Source organism: Terrimonas alba (assembly GCF_042434975.1).
GTDB classification, from domain to species: Bacteria; Bacteroidota; Bacteroidia; order Chitinophagales; family Chitinophagaceae; genus Terrimonas_B; species Terrimonas_B alba.
The window spans coordinates 367,474-383,920 of record NZ_JBHMQM010000004.1; the positions used below are offsets into that span (position 1 = coordinate 367,474).

At 41.7% G+C, this 16,447-nt stretch carries 13 protein-coding genes; 10 read left to right on the forward strand and 3 right to left on the reverse strand.

The window, feature by feature from the left end:
- The first annotated feature begins 14 nt into the window (after positions 1-14).
- From ppk1 to ACFEL9_RS13535, 3 genes are all read left to right on the forward strand, one after another.
- Positions 15-2,066: a polyphosphate kinase 1 gene (gene ppk1 / locus ACFEL9_RS13525; RefSeq protein ID WP_385890836.1), complete on the forward strand. Its 2,052-nt coding sequence runs from the start codon at positions 15-17 to the stop codon at positions 2,064-2,066.
- Complete coding sequence (locus tag ACFEL9_RS13530; RefSeq protein WP_385890839.1) at positions 2,063-3,160, forward strand: adenylate/guanylate cyclase domain-containing protein; 1,098 nt, start codon at positions 2,063-2,065, stop codon at positions 3,158-3,160. The genes ppk1 and ACFEL9_RS13530 overlap by 4 nt, the downstream gene beginning before the upstream one ends.
- A 158-nt stretch (positions 3,161-3,318) precedes the next feature.
- Positions 3,319-5,826 (forward strand): BamA/TamA family outer membrane protein, encoded by a 2,508-nt coding sequence (locus ACFEL9_RS13535; RefSeq protein WP_385890841.1) that lies wholly within the window; start codon positions 3,319-3,321, stop codon positions 5,824-5,826.
- A gap of 50 nt (positions 5,827-5,876) precedes the next feature.
- On the opposite strand, the gene ACFEL9_RS13540 is transcribed toward ACFEL9_RS13535, so the two are convergent.
- Positions 5,877-6,293 (reverse strand): hypothetical protein, encoded by a 417-nt coding sequence (locus tag ACFEL9_RS13540; RefSeq protein WP_385890843.1) that lies wholly within the window; start codon positions 6,291-6,293, stop codon positions 5,877-5,879.
- Positions 6,294-6,621: 328 nt separating this feature from the next.
- On the opposite strand from ACFEL9_RS13540, the gene fucP reads away from it, so the two are divergent.
- From fucP to ACFEL9_RS13575, 7 genes are all read left to right on the forward strand, one after another.
- Positions 6,622-7,881, forward strand: a complete 1,260-nt coding sequence (gene fucP, locus ACFEL9_RS13545; RefSeq protein WP_385890845.1) for an L-fucose:H+ symporter permease — start codon at positions 6,622-6,624, stop codon at positions 7,879-7,881.
- A 74-nt stretch (positions 7,882-7,955) separates the two neighbouring features.
- Entirely contained in the window at positions 7,956-8,294 is a 339-nt protein-coding gene (locus ACFEL9_RS13550) for an L-rhamnose mutarotase (protein ID WP_385890848.1), read from the forward strand.
- 13 nt (positions 8,295-8,307) lie between these two features.
- Complete coding sequence (locus ACFEL9_RS13555; protein ID WP_385890850.1) at positions 8,308-9,081, forward strand: SDR family NAD(P)-dependent oxidoreductase; 774 nt, start codon at positions 8,308-8,310, stop codon at positions 9,079-9,081.
- A 153-nt stretch (positions 9,082-9,234) separates the two neighbouring features.
- The gene (locus ACFEL9_RS13560; RefSeq protein ID WP_385890853.1) at positions 9,235-10,092 is read left to right on the forward strand and encodes a fumarylacetoacetate hydrolase family protein; all 858 of its coding nucleotides are present in this window, start codon (positions 9,235-9,237) and stop codon (positions 10,090-10,092) included.
- Entirely contained in the window at positions 10,089-10,958 is an 870-nt protein-coding gene (locus ACFEL9_RS13565; RefSeq protein WP_385890854.1) for an amidohydrolase family protein, read from the forward strand. The genes ACFEL9_RS13560 and ACFEL9_RS13565 overlap by 4 nt, the downstream gene beginning before the upstream one ends.
- 10 nt (positions 10,959-10,968) lie before the next feature.
- Positions 10,969-11,757 (forward strand): L-fucose dehydrogenase, encoded by a 789-nt coding sequence (locus ACFEL9_RS13570; RefSeq protein ID WP_385890857.1) that lies wholly within the window; start codon positions 10,969-10,971, stop codon positions 11,755-11,757.
- A 151-nt stretch (positions 11,758-11,908) separates the two neighbouring features.
- Positions 11,909-13,546 (forward strand): UxaA family hydrolase, encoded by a 1,638-nt coding sequence (locus ACFEL9_RS13575; RefSeq protein ID WP_385890859.1) that lies wholly within the window; start codon positions 11,909-11,911, stop codon positions 13,544-13,546.
- A gap of 223 nt (positions 13,547-13,769) precedes the next feature.
- Here ACFEL9_RS13575 and htpG read toward each other — a convergent pair whose 3' ends face one another.
- Positions 13,770-15,656 carry a molecular chaperone HtpG gene (gene htpG, locus ACFEL9_RS13580; protein WP_385890862.1) on the reverse strand — a complete coding sequence of 629 codons (1,887 nt, stop codon included), beginning with the start codon at positions 15,654-15,656 and terminating at the stop codon, positions 13,770-13,772.
- A gap of 116 nt (positions 15,657-15,772) precedes the next feature.
- A complete protein-coding gene (locus ACFEL9_RS13585) occupies positions 15,773-16,417 on the reverse strand; it encodes a DUF1003 domain-containing protein (RefSeq protein WP_385890864.1) in 645 nt (214 codons plus the stop codon).
- Positions 16,418-16,447 lie beyond the last annotated feature (30 nt).

Genomic DNA, 16,447 nt, shown 5'->3' on the forward strand with positions numbered 1-16,447 from the left:
CAAAGCCGTACTCTATGTATCACAACAGGGATATTAGCTGGTTAGGGTTTAATCACCGGGTGTTGCAGGAAGCTGCTGACACATCAGTACCGCTGCTGGAACGGGTAAAGTTCTTGTCCATTTTTTCCAGCAATATGGACGAATTTTTCCGGGTTCGTTACCCTATTATTTCTTTGTATTCGCAGCTAAAAACTAAGACACTCCATAAGATTGATCCTTCAGTTGATAAAAAGCTTTATGAAAGAGTCCAGGAAATTATTTCGACGCAATTGGAAGAATATGGCGGTATTGTAAACGGGCAAATATTGCCGGAGCTGGAAGCAAATGGAATATTTTTATACTATAATCGTTCTTTGCCGTCAGGCTACGTTTCGCAAATCCGGGAATTATTTTTTTCCAGAATTCTCGCTTTCATTCAACCCGTTTTTATCGAATCCTTTCAACAGGACTTTTTCCCGGGAAATAATAAGATCTATTTTTTTGTACTGCTGAAAAAAGAAGGACGGGATGCTCTGTCGCATGCTGTCATTAATATTCCTGCTGATAAATTGCCCCGGTTTGTTCAGCTGGAGGCGGAGGGAAACGAACAGCATATCGTTTTTCTCGATGATATAATCCGTGAAAATTTAAATTGCATTTTCCCGGGCTTTACTATCCATAACTGTTACAGTTTCAAGATAACCCGTGATTCCGAGCTTTATCTTGATGAAGAAGGTTTTGAAAAAGATATCCTGAAAAAAATTGAAAAGCAACTGGTCAAAAGAGAACTGGGCAGCCCAACCCGGCTTTTGTATGAACCGGGCATGCCATTAAGCGTTCAGAAGTTTTTGGCAGAGTTGACAGGATTAAAACAAGACGATTTGTATGAGGGTGGCCGCTATCATAATTTAAGCGACCTGTCTTCATTGCCGGTAAAGAGAAAAGACCTGGAATATGCTTCATGGTCCTTTTTAAAACCTATCGGGCTTGAATACTGTGGCGATATTTTCAGGCAAATAGAAGTTAAAGACCTGCTTCTACACTTTCCGTATGAGAGTTATAATCCTGTGCTGGCCTTCTTCAACCAGGCGGCCATTGATCCCGATGTTCAATCTATATCTGTCACCTTATACCGGGTAGCAGCCGAGTCGCATATTGTAAATGCTTTGATCAGCGCCGCAAAGAATAAAAAAAAGGTGCAAGTGTTTGTAGAGCTGAAAGCCAGGTTTGATGAAGCCAACAATATCAAGTGGAGCAAGGCTATGGTGGATGCAGGCGTAAAGATCATTTACAGCATACCCGGAATAAAAGTGCATTCAAAAATTGCTTTGGTAAAAAGAAAAACAGCCGGTGGTGTAAACGGGTATGGCTATATAGGAACCGGCAATTTCAATGAAACCACGGCACGGTTTTATACCGATCATGCTCTGTTTACTACCCGGCAGGAAGTCATTAAGGATCTGTCACATCTCTTTAATATCCTGGGGGAAGAAAAAGGCCCACAAAAAAATGCGTCCGGGGAGTTTCATCACCTGTTGGTGTCGCAATACAATATGGTCAATGCTTTTGAAAAAGAAATCAATGAACAAATAAAAAGAAAAGCAAAAGGCAAAGAAGCTCTGATAAGGATCAAAGTAAATAACCTTGAAGATACGTACATGATCGACCTGCTGTACAAAGCTGCCAAAGCAGGAGTGGATGTACACCTGTTGGTGAGAGGTATTTGTTGCATCGTTCCGGGCAGAAAAAATTTGAGTGAAACTATCCAGGTCAAGCGAATTATTGACAGGTTTTTGGAACATAGCCGGATATTCATTTTTGGAACAGGTGACGATACAAAAATTTACATCGGTTCTGCTGACTGGATGACAAGAAACCTGCAACACCGCATCGAGGTTTGTATACCAATACCTGATAGTGTATTAAAGGATGATCTTATTAGTTATTTCGGGATACAATGGAGTGATACGGTAAAAGCCGTGTCACTTGATGATGAGTTGCGATCGTTTAAAACGAACGATCTGCAACAGGCAGGACAACCGGGCCCGCAGGAGAAAATATACAGGTATCTAAAAAGTCGCTCATGAGCTGGTTACAAAGCACTTTACAACTTTCATCGCGGGTAGCGAGATATCGCCTTCGGCGAATTGTTGTAATAAGTGTTGCCTGGACAGTGATTGATCTTATTCTCTATTATCGAAATATTACTTCCGGAACCAATATTGACTATGCATATCATGAAACCACCTTTTGGGCTTATGTTCTCCGCTTTAGTTTTACGTTGATCGTAAGCTTTATTATATCAGGATTGATGTTGCGTGGGCTAAAACATGTTTTCAGAAATTTCTCATTGCTGGCGGGGTGGCTGATCAAAGGAACCATTTTATTGATTATTGCTTCTGCGGCCACCATACTTCTTTTTTTTCTCCATTACCTGCTTATTAAGGGCCTCAGTTACCAGGAAACAGCCACACAGTTTCTCGATTATTTTTTTTATACCCGGTTGATGACTGAGAGTCTTTTGTTTTGGCTGATAATGCTGCTGTCTGCATTGATCCTTGTAGAGATCGATCAGAAATATTCGCCGGGAGTTTTTTGGGAAATAGTAACAGGTAAATATTTAAAACCAAGAAATGAAAAAAGAATAATCATGTTTCTTGACCTCAAAGATTCTACTCCTATCTCCGAAACGCTGGGTCATGAAAAATATTTTCTTTTCATCAAAGATTTCATCTACTATGTTTCAAAAGCGGTACTCCAGTACAACGGTATGATTTACCAGTATGTCGGTGATGAAATGGTGGTGACCTGGCCTTACAGGAGAAGAAACATTTTGCAATCTGTTAATGCAGTCATCGAATCAAGAAAGGCGATCCAACGCAAGTCCGACTATTTTAAAAGGGAGTATGGTGTAATCCCGGAGTTCAGAGTAGGGCTTCACGCAGGCGATGTAACCATTGGAGAAATCGGTGTCATAAAAAAAGATATTGCGATCAGTGGTGAAGCTATGAATATCGCCGCCCGTATCCGTAGTGCCTGCAATGATCTCAATCAAAAATTCGTCGTTTCCAAAGAATATTTTGATACGGGCATTTTGAAATCATGGCAGGGAGAGGATTTAGGACAGATTTCACTAAAGGGTGTGGACGAATCTGTGCAATTATATGCCCTTAAAATCTAAGGTATCATTGTTGCATAAGTAATAATGAACGGTTGTGATACTGGGCAATTTTAGGTTGGCCGCTTCGTTCAATTATTTACTTTTTTATGGGGAAACTGGTTTATTTTAAGGTTAAAGACACAATTTGTATTATAATCTTTGTGTTAGGGCTGCAAAATGTGCTGAAATCCCAAACATTTATCGTAACAGATTCACCAACTGTGAAAGGGACTACGGTTGTTGTTCCCGGTAAAGAGTATAAACGCTCAGGTTTTCACAATTTTTTTTGGGGAAGTCATTATCGGAAAGAGTGGAGTACGCCCATCCGTGTGGAAAATTTTTACCTCGACACAGTCCGGGGTGGCCTGGTTCCGGTTAAGGAAGGCGGTGGCAGGCAATCAAAATCATTGCGGTTGAAAGATAAAAATGGTAAGGAATATGTACTCCGCAGTGTCAACAAGGATTTTGGAAAGGGCTTACGTGATAATCTTCATGTCACCTTTATCAGTCGTATCGCAAAAGACCAGGCTTCATTTGGACATCCCTATGCCGCCTATACCATTACGCCGATGATAGAGGCGGCAGGTATTTATCATACAGTGCCGGAGATCTTTTTTGTGCCGAAACAAAACTCATTGAGTGAATTCAATGATGAGTATGGCGATCAACTGTATTTGTTTGAAGAACGGCCCGACGAAAATCAGCAGGATGCGCCCAATTTTGGCCACAGCAAAAATGTGGTGGGTAGTGAAAAGATGATCGAAGAAACATTTGAAGACAACGACAACCGTGTAGACCCAATACTTTTTGTAAGAGCAAGGCTTTTTGATATGTTTATCGGTGATTGGGGACGGCACCCGGATAATTGGCGTTGGGCGGAGTTTGAAGAAGGTAAGCAAACTATTTACAGACCCGTACCAAGAGACAGAGACCAGGCGTATACAAAAATTGATGGACTATTGCCCGATATTGCAGGTTCATTACCGATGTTTCGACAAGTGCAGGGCTTTGGCCCCTCAATTAAAAATGTGGGCGCATGGAATTTTCCCGGTCGGCCATTAGACAAACTTTTTTCAAACGAGTTGAAAAGAGAAACCTGGATTGAACAGGCAAGGTATTTACAACAGGTGCTGACAGACCAATTGATTGAAAACAGTATTCGCCGCATGCCACCGGAGTTGTTTGCTATTTCGGGAAGAGAAATAATTGTCAAACTAAAATCCCGCAGGGATGACCTGGAAAAATATGCGAACGAATACTATGATTATCTCGCAAAAGAAGTGACCATTCATGGTTCTGATAAAATAGAATTTATTCAAATCAATACGCTGCCCGGCAATGATGTGGCTGTGGAAGTGTTTAAGATAAACAAAGAAGGTGAAAAAGCTGAACAACCTTATTACTCCCGCACCTTCAATGCAAGGGAAACAAAAGAACTAAGAATTTATAGTTTAAAAAAAGAAGACATCATCCAGGTAACCGGCAATGAAAGAAGCAGGGTAAAAGTGAGGGTAATCGATCCGACAGGAAAAGATTCTATTATAAGGCCTGTTAACGATGCACATGGAGTAAGATTTTACCGCGGCAAAAAATATGAGTACGACACCGCATGGCGAAAAAAACTGGATGTTTCTATACTTCCTCTTCTTACGCCTGTAGCCTATAGGGTCTTCAATGAAGATCCGTTGGACCTTTTTCCAAGAACAGGCATAAAAGTTAGTGCAGGGTTTACCTATACTTCCAAACCATGGAAGAAGCCCGAATACCAAACCAGTCATTCGATCAATGCATTGTATGGCTTTCTGCGGACAGCCTTTAATATAGCTTATGTAGGGCGATTCGGGAGAGCATTTGGAAAATCGGATATGGTGGTAAAGCTAAGGCTGGATGATCCGGCAATAGAGAACTATTTCGGTACCGGCAATAATACCATTTTCGCTAATAAAACGAGAAATTATTACCGGACATTTAGCCAACGTGTGTATGGTGCTATTGGTCTTGAACGAAATATTGAACGTATTCATCATGCAGAAGTGTCGCTGGTATATCAATCGATAAAGTATGATAAAACTGCGACACATTATATCGGCGAGCATGACTTTATTGATCCATCTATTTTTACCCGTAAACAATTTGCAGGAGTGGAAGCTGTTTATAATTATGATCAAACTAACGGATCTATTTATCCTACCCATGGTGTAATGATGAATGTAGCGGGAGGTTTTCTTCGCAACCTCAGCGATACGGGATCTACCTTTGCTAAAATCAACTCCTGGGCAGTAGCATTTGTTCCGCTAAGTAAAAAATTCACCCTGGCATTACGGGCAGGTGGCGGAACGGTGTTTGGCGATCCCGATTTTTATCATTTAAACAGGATAAGTGGACAAACAGAAGTAAGGGGCTATCAGCGGGAACGTTTTTATGGGAAAGGAATAGCTTATAATAACGTAGAGTTAAGATGGCTGACAGGTGTCAAAAGCTTTTTCTACAGTGGTAGTGTTGGTCTTTTTGGATTTCATGATATAGGCAGAGTGTGGATGCCGGGAGAAAAATCTAATCAATGGCATAACGGCTATGGCGCCGGTATTATCATCATGCCGCTTAACAGGGTTACACTATGCGGCAGTTATGGCATTACGAGGGAAGGAAACAATATTCATGTAAGAGCAGAGATTAACTTCAGGTAAAATGAAAAAAAGCCCGCTGTCTGCGGGCATTTCTTTTTAAATATTCAATATTATTTATGCTTCACTTCGCCGGTTTCACCATCTGTTTTTGTCTTTGAGTCACCATCCTTGATCTTTAGATCACCATCTTTCTCCATTTTCTCTTTATAGTCGTCCGCTTTTATTTTGTATTCGCCATCTTGCTCCACTTTTATTTCCGCATAGGTGTATTTACCGTCAGATTCTATCACCTGTCCGTTGATCACCTGGCCTGTTGAACCGAGTATGGTATCATTGGTTTCCTTATTCACATAAATGTAAACGGGTTCCTTTGTTTCAGCATCTACCAGTTGCCCGGTTTTTTCATCTTTTACCAATTCCACTGATTCGCCCTTGTTTAAATCATAATAGGCGGATTTGGTTTGATCCTTACAACTACTTAAAGCTATCAAGGCTACGGTTGTTGAGACTAAGAGTGTTTTTTTCATTGGTTTTAATTTTTCAGTTTTTACAAAAATTGACATTGGTGTGAACCGTCTATCCGCTAAGAATTTATAAATGAATACGGAATATCATTTAATAAAGGTTAGCTATCCCTGTTATGTCAATAGATGTGCCAATAAGGGTTCGCTAAGTGTAGAAATTATTGCCGACAAGAGAGGTTCTACCGGCCGGGACTGAGAAAAATTATGTATTTATTTGGCTATCTATTCATTAAAATTAACCTAAGGCGCTTTTTTACTTCTGTTTTAAGCGCTGATCTGATAAAATCATATATCTTTTCGGTTTAATGAAACGCCAAACGTTGTCCAACATATGAATCAAAACAAAAAGTATCTTTTTCCTTTTATCCTGGTAACGAGCTTGTTTTTCTTCTGGGGATTTGTTCACAATCTTGATCCTATATTGATTCCACATCTCAGAAGGGCTTTTAGTTTAAATACCTTACAGGCATCGCTTGTAGATTCAGCAGTTTTTATCGCTTATTTTTTAATGGCTATTCCTGCGGGGCTCATTATGAAAAAATATGGCTATAAAACGGGTATTCTCATCGGCCTGGCGTTTTTTGCTGTTGGGTGTTTCTTATTCGTTCCCGCAGCTAATACCATGAAGTATGCTTTTTTCCTTGGAGCCTTGTTTATAGTTGCATGCGGTTTAACCATTTTGGAGACAGCTGCTAACCCCTACGCAACCATTTTGGGTCCGCCCGAAACTTCTACACAGCGATTGAATTTCGCTCAATCTTTTAATGGGTTGGCTGCTTTCCTGGCACCGATTGCAGGCGGGCATTTCATACTTGCCGATAATCCTTTAAGCGATGCTGAGGTGGCTGCCATGTCCGAACAGGCCCGTAATACTTATTTGCTGGCAGAAACATCAACGGTAAAACTTCCTTACATCATTCTGGGAATTGCGATATTGGTGGTAGCGGCAATTTTTTATTTTACCAGACTGCCTGATATAAAAGAAGCAGATGAAAAAGAAAAAGATGGTTTTTTCCATGCTTTCAGACACAAGCATCTGACATGGGCGGTTGTCGCTCAGTTTTTTTATGTGGGAGCGCAGGTTTGTATACTTAGCTTTCTTATTCTATTCGCCACCAAAGCGGCTGGTGTAAATGAAAAAGAAGCTTCCTACTATTCGGGTGCAGCCGGCCTGGCATTTATGGTCGGAAGATTTGCGGGGACCTTTCTGATGAAATTTATTGAGCCGCCTAAATTGCTGGCGATCTATTCTGTGATTTGTATGTTGCTGTCTTTGGTTACGATTTTCGGTTCTGGAATAATAACGTTGTACGCTGTCATTGGCATTTCATTTTTTATGTCGATTATGTTCCCGACCATTTTTGCATTGGGGATTCAGGACCTGGGAGCGGATACCAAATCGGGATCAAGTCTCATCATAATGGCCATCGTAGGAGGCGCAGCCTTACCGCCATTACTCGGATTTATTGCCGACAAGACCGATAACATTCAATACGGTTACGTTGTGCCATTAATTTGTTTTGCTGTGGTGTTATTCTTTGGGCTCAAAGGATATAAACATAGTGAAAAAGCCGTTGAGGTTTTATATTAGTTTAAATGAATAAATAGGATTATGCAATGAGTGGCGGGCAGATTCATCACATCAGGCATTAAAAAAATAAACAAATGAAACGTTATTGTTTAGCTCTTGATTTGGTGAATGATGAAAAACTCATCGCGGAATATGAAAAATACCATAAGGATGTGTGGCCGGAAATCAAAAAAAGTATTACCGATGCCGGCATTGTGCAGATGGAAATTTATCGCTTCACCAACCGGCTAATTATGATCATAGAGGCGACAGATGAATTTAATTTTGCCAATAAAGGAGCGGCGGATGCGGCTAACCCGAAGGTGCAGGAGTGGGAGACGCTGATGTGGAAACACCAGCAAGCCATACCCGGCGCAAAGCCCGGTGAAAAATGGGTTTTGATGAACAAAATTTTTGACCTGGCGGTCAACTAAATGATCTCAGATTATGTTTGATTTAAAGAACAAAACAGCCATTGTTACCGGGGGCGGTAGTGGCATCGGAAGAGCGATAGCTAAATTATTTGCGAAGCAGGGAGCAAAAGTTTTTATCCTCGACTATGATGAGGCGGGTGCTGATAATGTGGTTGGAGAAATTAGCGCAATAGCAGGAGCTGCCCATGCCTTTAAGTGCGATGTGAGTGATCGACAACAGGTAAAAAATATTGTAGCCACAATACATACCCAAACAAACAGCATCGACATTCTTGTCAACAATGCCGGTGTAGCGCATATAGGCAATGTAGAAAATACCAGCGAGCAGGATATCACCCGTCTTTTCAATATCAATGTAAAAGGAGTGTATAATCTTTTACATTCCACCGTGCCGCTGATGAAAGAAAAGGGCGGTGCTATTGTTAACCTTGCATCGGTGGCTTCGGCGGTTGGCATTCCCGATCGGTTTGCTTACTCAATGACAAAAGGAGCTGTTGTTGGAATGACACTGTCAACAGCGAAAGATTATATCAATTATAAAATCCGGTGTAATTGCATTTCACCTGCCCGTGTGCATACACCGTTTGTGGATGGGTTTTTGGCAAAAAATTATCCGGGAAAAGAACAGGAAATGTTTGATAAGTTGTCTAAAACACAGCCCATAGGACGAATGGCAAACCCGGATGAGATTGCTTATCTCGTTTTGTATTTATGCAGCGACGAAGCATCGTTCATTACAGGCTGTGATTACCCGATTGATGGCGGATTTATAAAATTGAATAATTAGGCATACTGTGAATGATGAGTTGTGAATTAAGAATGCAAAAAATGTGTGATGTTAAAATCATTTATTAACTAATAAAAAATTTAAAAAAGACATTTCTTCTATAGGGGTTTGTGCCAGGATGGCCTCCCCTAAGGGGGGGTCGGGAGGGGGCTTATGAAACTAATAAGATTTGGCGAAGTTGGCAATGAAAAACCAGGTGTGTGCATTAATGATGAACATTTCGATGTGTCGGGTTTTATACAGGACTATGATGAACGTTTTTTTGCCAATGGCGGGCTTCCGCACCTGGCGTGGATGGTAGAACAGAACAAAAGCATGTTGCGAAAAGTGCCGTCTCATATCAGGTTGGGTTCGCCGGTGGCAAGGCCGTCCAAGATTGTTTGCATCGGTCTGAACTATGCAGATCATGCAAACGAAACCGGGGCTGCTATTCCGCCGGAGCCGGTCATTTTTATGAAGTCAACCACATCGCTAACCGGGCCTTTTGACAATATTGTTATTCCAAGAAATTCAGTGAAAACAGACTGGGAAGTTGAACTGGCAATTGTTATCAGCAAAAAAGCAAGTTATGTTGATGAGTCGGAAGCCATGGATTATGTAGCCGGTTACTGTCTGCACAATGATGTAAGCGAAAGAGAATTTCAGCTGGAAAGAAATGGTACATGGGATAAGGGGAAAGGTTGTGACACATTTGCGCCGTTGGGCCCCTGGCTGGTAACGAAAGATGAAGTTGAAAATGTAGATGCTTTGAGACTTTGGTTGAAAGTAAATGATAAAATGATGCAGGACGGAACCACGGCCAATTTCATTTTTAAAATTCCTTTCCTGGTATCCTATGTCAGCCAGTTTATGACGTTGTTGCCCGGCGATGTTATCTCCACCGGAACACCGGCTGGCGTTGGCTTAGGATTTAATCCACAGATCTACCTCAAGCCGGGGGATGTTGTAGAACTGGGGATTGATGGATTAGGAAAATCGAAACAAACCTGTATAGCCTATCAAAAGTCATGAGTGATCAAATCAACATAGACGAAAATGACAATCCTTCCTTGCAGGGCATTATCGATACCCATGTGCATTTTTGGAAATACAATAAGGTAAGGGATACATGGATGGACAATATGAAAACCCTCCAACAGGATTACCTGCCGGAAACGATTGCGGGCACCTTGAACCGGAATGGAGTCAATGGATGTGTTGCTGTCCAGGCCGATCAATCTGAATTGGAAACACATTTTTTGGTGGAGCTGGCCAAAACACACCCGATCATCAAAGGGGTAGTGGGATGGGTAGATCTGCAAAATGAAAAGGTTGAAGAAAGGCTTCAATATTTTTCCCAGTATAAAAGCATTAAAGGCTGGAGACATATAGTGCAGGGGGAACCTGATGATTTTTTATTAAGGCCTGCTTTTCAAAAAGGCGTAAAAGCCCTGCAACCTTACAATTACACGTATGATGTATTGATCTATCCGCGCCAATTGAAAGCAGCGGTCGAATTTGTAGCAAAGTTTCCTGATCAGAAACTGGTCATCGATCATTGCGCCAAACCGGAAATAGCCACCAAAAAAATAGACGAATGGGCCGCTTTGATGAAAGAGATAGCGGCTAACCAACATGTTTATTGCAAATTGTCGGGATTATTTACGGAAGCCAAATGGAAGCAGTGGAGCCCGGGAGATTTTTATCCTTATCTCGATACAGTGTTTGAATGTTTTGGAGTTGACAGATTAATGTTTGGAAGCGATTGGCCCGTGATATTGGTTTCGGGCATGTACGTGCAATGGAAAAGCTTATTGCTAAAATATATGGAAGATTATAAGTCTGAAGACAAGGAAAAAGTATTTGCTAAAAATGCTATACAGTTTTATAATCTGTAAAAATTGATACATGGAATTAGATTTAAAAGACAAGATCATTATCGTAACGGGTGGCGCCAAGGGTATTGGTGAAGGCATTGTAAAAGCATTAGCGAAAGAAGGAGCCATTCCTGTTATTATCGGGCGCAGTGAAAAAGATAACCTGGATGCTATAGACCGTATCGTAGAAGAGGGAGGAGTGGCCTACGAAGTCACTGCCGAACTTTCCATTCCGCAGGAATGTGAAAAGGCCGTACAGGAAGTCGTAAGGCAATTTGGAAGGATTGATGGAGTGGTAAACAATGCAGGGGTAAATGATGGAGTAGGATTGGAGAACGGCAACTACGAAAGATTTATGCAAAGTCTTCATAGTAATCTTGTTCACTACTACCTGGTAGTGCATCACGCTTTGCCGGAATTAAAAAAATCAAAAGGCTCAATTGTCAATATTAGTTCGAAGACTGCAGAAACAGGACAGGGTAATACCTCGGCCTATGCTGCTGCTAATGGAGGACGGAATGCATTAACAAGAGAGTGGGCTGTTGAACTATTAAAATACGGCATTCGGGTGAATGCAGTAGTAGTAGCCGAATGCTACACACCACTGTATGATAAGTGGATCAAAACATTGCCCAACCCTGAAGAAAAATTAAGAGAGATCACCTCTAAAATTCCCCTGGAGAACAGGATGACAACAGCTGAGGAGATTGCCAACATGGTGGCTTTTCTTTTAAGCGAACGGTCAAGCCATACTACCGGCCAGATTATTCATGTTGACGGTGGCTATGTACATCTTGACAGGGCTTTGGCCAACAGTTAGTAGTGAGTGTTGCGTGATAAAGTCAGGTACATACAAAAATATTTTTTGATGAAACGTCCATGGTAAAATTTTCATTATATCACATAGGGGTCCGCCGCGGCGGATTATCATGGTAAGTTCCATCCAGCCAAAATCAAATAAAAATATACGGATGAAACCAAGAGTTTTAAAAATTCATCCCAACGACAATGTGTTGGTTGCCTTGCAAGACCTGGCAAAGGGCGAAAACATTTTGTACGAGGGAGCGGAATACGTTTTACAGGAAGATATCGGCGCCAAGCATAAGTTTTTTATGCAGGATATGCATACTGGTGACAAGGTCATCATGTATGGCGTGTTAGTCGGAAAAATTCAGTTCGATGTTGCAAAAGGAAGCCGCATGAATACGGACAACACCAAACATGCTGCTGATCCGTTTGCATATCGGTCTTTTCATTATCGATGGCAGGCGCCCGATGTTTCAAAATTTAAAGGCAGAACCTTCAAGGGATATCATCGTGGTGATGGAAGAGTAGGGACGGCCAATTACTGGCTTTTTATCCCAACGGTTTTTTGTGAAAACAGGAACCTGGATGTTATACGTGAAGCGTTGCACAATGAGTTAGGCTATAATGTTACTGATAAATACAAGCAGTATTCACATCATCTTTTGGAAGCTTATAAAAAAGGAGAGGACATCAATAATGTAAGCTTTACACCTGCTGTAAACAGGCAGGACAGGGTTTTTAAAAATATTGATGGTATTAAATTCTTAAATCACCAGGGTGGTTGTGGTGGAACACGGCAGGATGCGGCTGTGCTGAGCAATTTATTGGCGGCTTATGCTGATCATCCCAATGTAGCGGGTATTACCTTATTGAGTTTAGGCTGTCAGCACTTACAGGTGAAGCAATTTTTGGAGGATGTAAAAAGGCGAGATCCAAATTTTGACAAGCCGCTTTTAATTTTTGAACAACAGCAATCGCAAAGCGAAGAACAACTGATTGCAGATGCTATTCGAAAAACGTTTGCGGGATTGATTGAAGCCAACAAGATGGAACGAAAGCCTGCAACGCTTGATAAACTGACGGTTGGTGTGAAATGCGGTGGCAGCGATGGCTTTAGTGGTATTTCCGCTAATCCTGCTGTTGGTTATTGCAGTGATCTGTTAGTAGCACTGGGCGGGAAGGTTTTGCTGGCTGAGTTTCCGGAATTGTGCGGGGCCGAACAGGACCTGATTGATAGGACCAAAGAGGAAGGAACGGCCCGGAAGTTCATGCATTTAATGGAAACATATAATGAAGCGGCGCATAAGGTTGGCTCTGGTTTTCATATGAATCCATCGCCGGGTAATATCAAAGATGGCCTGATTACCGATGCTATTAAAAGCACAGGCGCTGCAAAAAAAGGAGGCACTTCACCGGTTGAAGATGTGCTGGATTATACTGAACCGGCTACTAAGCCTGGTCTCAATCTTGTTTGTACGCCGGGCAATGACGTGGAGGCCACAACAGGTAAAACAGCGGCTGGCGCAACGCTGATCTTATTTACAACCGGATTAGGCACACCAACCGGCAATCCGATTTGTCCAACTATTAAAGTGGCTACGAATTCATCGCTGGCGAAACGCATGGCCGATATCATCGACATCAATACAGGCCCCATCATTGAGGGAGAAAAAACCATTGAGGAAATGGGAGAAGACATTTTGGAATATTGTATTAAAGCCGCCAGTGGTGAAGTAATTCCCAAAGCGGTGCTGTTAAACCAGGATGATTTTATACCGTGGAAGAGAGGCGTGTCATTATAACCCCCTGTCTCCTCCGCGGCGGATAACTTAAATCGAAAAATTTTATATTACCTGGAAGTCTTTTACTGAAAAAGAAAGGGATAACCATTGCGATTCTCCCTTTATAAATTGTGTTCACGGATTCAAATATTACTCTCCTGATAAATGCGTCAGCCAATTGTAAGAATCTCCGAAGAGCTGGGCTGTGTATCAGCAAGTCCCCTTTAGGGGATTTAGGGGTTTCCTAAATCAGCTCCACACTCCTTTTTACAAACTCAGTCAGTTCTGCGCCGCTCAACATACCTTGTGAAAGAAGAGCCAGGTCGAGCGCCTGCTTCGCCATACGATTTTTTTCTTCCTCGTTTTCGGCCTGTGCTATCTTGTTAATAAGCGGGTGATTGCCATTCACGGTTACTTTATAACTGTCCGGCATTGATCCATAGAAACCCATGCCACCACCCATCTGCGCCATATCTTTCATCCGGCGCATAAATTCATCCATGGTTACTGTCACCGGCAATTCATTTGGGCTAAGGCTTTCAACCGACACCGACATGCCCGGCTTTTGAATATTTTTTTCAAACACCGATTTTACTGCTGTTGTTTGTTCCTCCGTCAGTATAGAAGCAATGCTGTCGTCTTTTTTAATCAAGGCATCGATAGTATCGGAATCGACTCGTTTGATCTGCGTTTTTTCCAGTTTATGTTCGACCTGGCTGATGAAATGATTGTCGAGCGGAGAGTTCATCAACAAGACATCATAGCTTTTTGCTTCGGCTGATTGAATAAAGGCATCCTGTTTGGCGGGATCAGTTGTGTACAGGTAAACAATATTTTCATCCTTATCGGTTTGCAATGGCTTTACCTTTTCCTTATACTCGTCCAGCGTATAATACTCTTTTTTGGTATTGGTGAGCAGCGCAAAGTTTTTTGCTTTCTCATAGAATTTCTCTTCGGTAATCATGCCGTATTTCACAAACAGCCCAATATCTTCCCATTTCTCTTCATACACTTTACGGTCTTTTTTGAAGAGGTCGGCGAGTTTATCCGCCACTTTTTTAGTGATATAGGTATTGATCTTTTTTACATTGCTGTCGGCCTGTAAAAAACTGCGTGATACGTTCAATGGAATATCAGGTGAGTCGATCACACCATGCAACAGCATCAAAAATTCGGGCACAATATCTTTTACTTCATCAGTGATAAATACCTGGCGGGAGAACAGCTTTATTTTGTTCGGCTTTAATTCTATTTCTTTTTTCACTTTTGGGAAGTAAAGCACACCCGTCAAGTGAAAGGGATAATCCACGTTCAAATGAATCCAGAACAAAGGATCATCCGAAAACGGATAAAGCTCTTTATAAAAATCAAGATAGTCCTCGTCTTTTAACTCTGATGGTGACTTGGTCCAGATAGGGTGGGTGTTATTAATGATATTATCTACCTCAACCGATTTATATTTTGGTTTGCCTTCTGCATCTTGCCCATCAGGCTCTGAATTGGTTTTGGTACCAAATTTTATCGGGACGGGCAGGAAAGAACAGTATTTTTTTAAAATACCTTCCAGCTTATATTTATCCAAAAACTCTTCCGATTCGCTATTGATATGCAGAATGACATCGGTGCCCCGTTTGGTCCGGCTCCCTTCAGTCAGTTCAAATTCGGTGGTACCATCACATACCCAGCAGGCCGGCTCAGCACCTTCCTGGTAAGAAAGGGTTTGTATTTCCACTTTTTCTGCCACCATAAAGGCCGAATAAAAGCCCATTCCAAACTTGCCGATCAGCTCATTGGCGTCTTTGGCTTCCTTGAATTTCTCAACAAATTCTTCGGCGCCGGAAAAAGCGATCTGGTTGATATATTTTTTGATCTCGTCGGCTGTCATACCCAGGCCGTTATCACTGATGGTGATCGTTTTCTTTTCTTTTTCAAACGCTATTTCCACCTGCAGATCGCCCAACTCTCCCTTGTACTGGCCAAGGGAGGATAGTCTTTTTATTTTTTGCGATGCATCCACAGCGTTGGAAACCAGCTCACGAAGAAATATTTCGTGGTCCGAATACAGGAATTTTTTAATGATCGGGAATATATTCTCGGTGTGTATCGAGATAGAGCCTTTTTCTTGTGTCATAGTCTGAAAGTGTTTTGAAAAAATCAGGTAGGCACTAACAAGTCCTGTTCCAATTGTTGGTTATTGGACAAACTGGCAGCTATTACGAGCGGGCGAATAAGCTAAAATCAGCGCCGTTATCCCTTGTCGTGGATCATTTTACTGATATGCTCCATCATTTCTATCTGAACTTTTTGAATTTCAAGCAACCGCTTATTTTGATGGAGGAGCATATGGTCAATTTTTTCGTGGAGCAGGCGGATTTCCACCTCTGCCTTTAGGTTCACTTTATAATCATGCTCAGCTCTTTTACGGTCCTTGGCCTCCTGCCGGTTTTGGCTCATCATAATGATGGGTGCCTGGATAGCCGCAATACAGGATAAAATAAGATTGAGTAGAATAAAGGGGTAGGGGTCAAAACCCCTGTTGCGAAACCACCAGATATTTACGGCAATCCATGTCAACAAAAAGCTGAAGAAAATAATAATGAAGGTCCAGCTGCCGCCAAAAGACGCAACCTGGTCGGCCAGTTTTTCACCTGCCGTTAATTTTTTATCTTTTTTTAATTGAAGACTGCTGGCAAGGATAGTTTTATGTCCGACAGCTTTAATTACTGAATTTTCTACCTCGGTTAACTCGCCTAGTTCTTCCTGCAGTAATTGCTCAATATATTTCCTGCGAAATTCATTCAACTGGAGATCCGTCAAATTCGCCTTGTCTTCAACGCTTGCAGTCTGTTGCCGGAGATATTCATCGAAAGAATTGATAACGGAAGGTTTCATGATGCCAGGTTTAACACATTAAGCAATTTG

What these genes read in the sequence shown, in the direction of transcription:
- ppk1 (WP_385890836.1), top strand. Translation starts at nt 15, where the DNA reads ATGTATCACAACAGGGATATTAGCTGGTTAGGGTTTAATCACCGGGTG.
- ACFEL9_RS13530 (WP_385890839.1), top strand. Translation starts at nt 2,063, where the DNA reads ATGAGCTGGTTACAAAGCACTTTACAACTTTCATCGCGGGTAGCGAGA.
- ACFEL9_RS13540 (WP_385890843.1), bottom strand. Translation starts at nt 6,293, where the DNA reads ATGAAAAAAACACTCTTAGTCTCAACAACCGTAGCCTTGATAGCTTTA.
- fucP (WP_385890845.1), top strand. Translation starts at nt 6,622, where the DNA reads ATGAATCAAAACAAAAAGTATCTTTTTCCTTTTATCCTGGTAACGAGC.
- ACFEL9_RS13550 (WP_385890848.1), top strand. Translation starts at nt 7,956, where the DNA reads ATGAAACGTTATTGTTTAGCTCTTGATTTGGTGAATGATGAAAAACTC.
- ACFEL9_RS13555 (WP_385890850.1), top strand. Translation starts at nt 8,308, where the DNA reads ATGTTTGATTTAAAGAACAAAACAGCCATTGTTACCGGGGGCGGTAGT.
- ACFEL9_RS13560 (WP_385890853.1), top strand. Translation starts at nt 9,235, where the DNA reads ATGAAACTAATAAGATTTGGCGAAGTTGGCAATGAAAAACCAGGTGTG.
- ACFEL9_RS13565 (WP_385890854.1), top strand. Translation starts at nt 10,089, where the DNA reads ATGAGTGATCAAATCAACATAGACGAAAATGACAATCCTTCCTTGCAG.
- ACFEL9_RS13570 (WP_385890857.1), top strand. Translation starts at nt 10,969, where the DNA reads ATGGAATTAGATTTAAAAGACAAGATCATTATCGTAACGGGTGGCGCC.
- ACFEL9_RS13575 (WP_385890859.1), top strand. Translation starts at nt 11,909, where the DNA reads ATGAAACCAAGAGTTTTAAAAATTCATCCCAACGACAATGTGTTGGTT.
- htpG (WP_385890862.1), bottom strand. Translation starts at nt 15,656, where the DNA reads ATGACACAAGAAAAAGGCTCTATCTCGATACACACCGAGAATATATTC.
- ACFEL9_RS13585 (WP_385890864.1), bottom strand. Translation starts at nt 16,417, where the DNA reads ATGAAACCTTCCGTTATCAATTCTTTCGATGAATATCTCCGGCAACAG.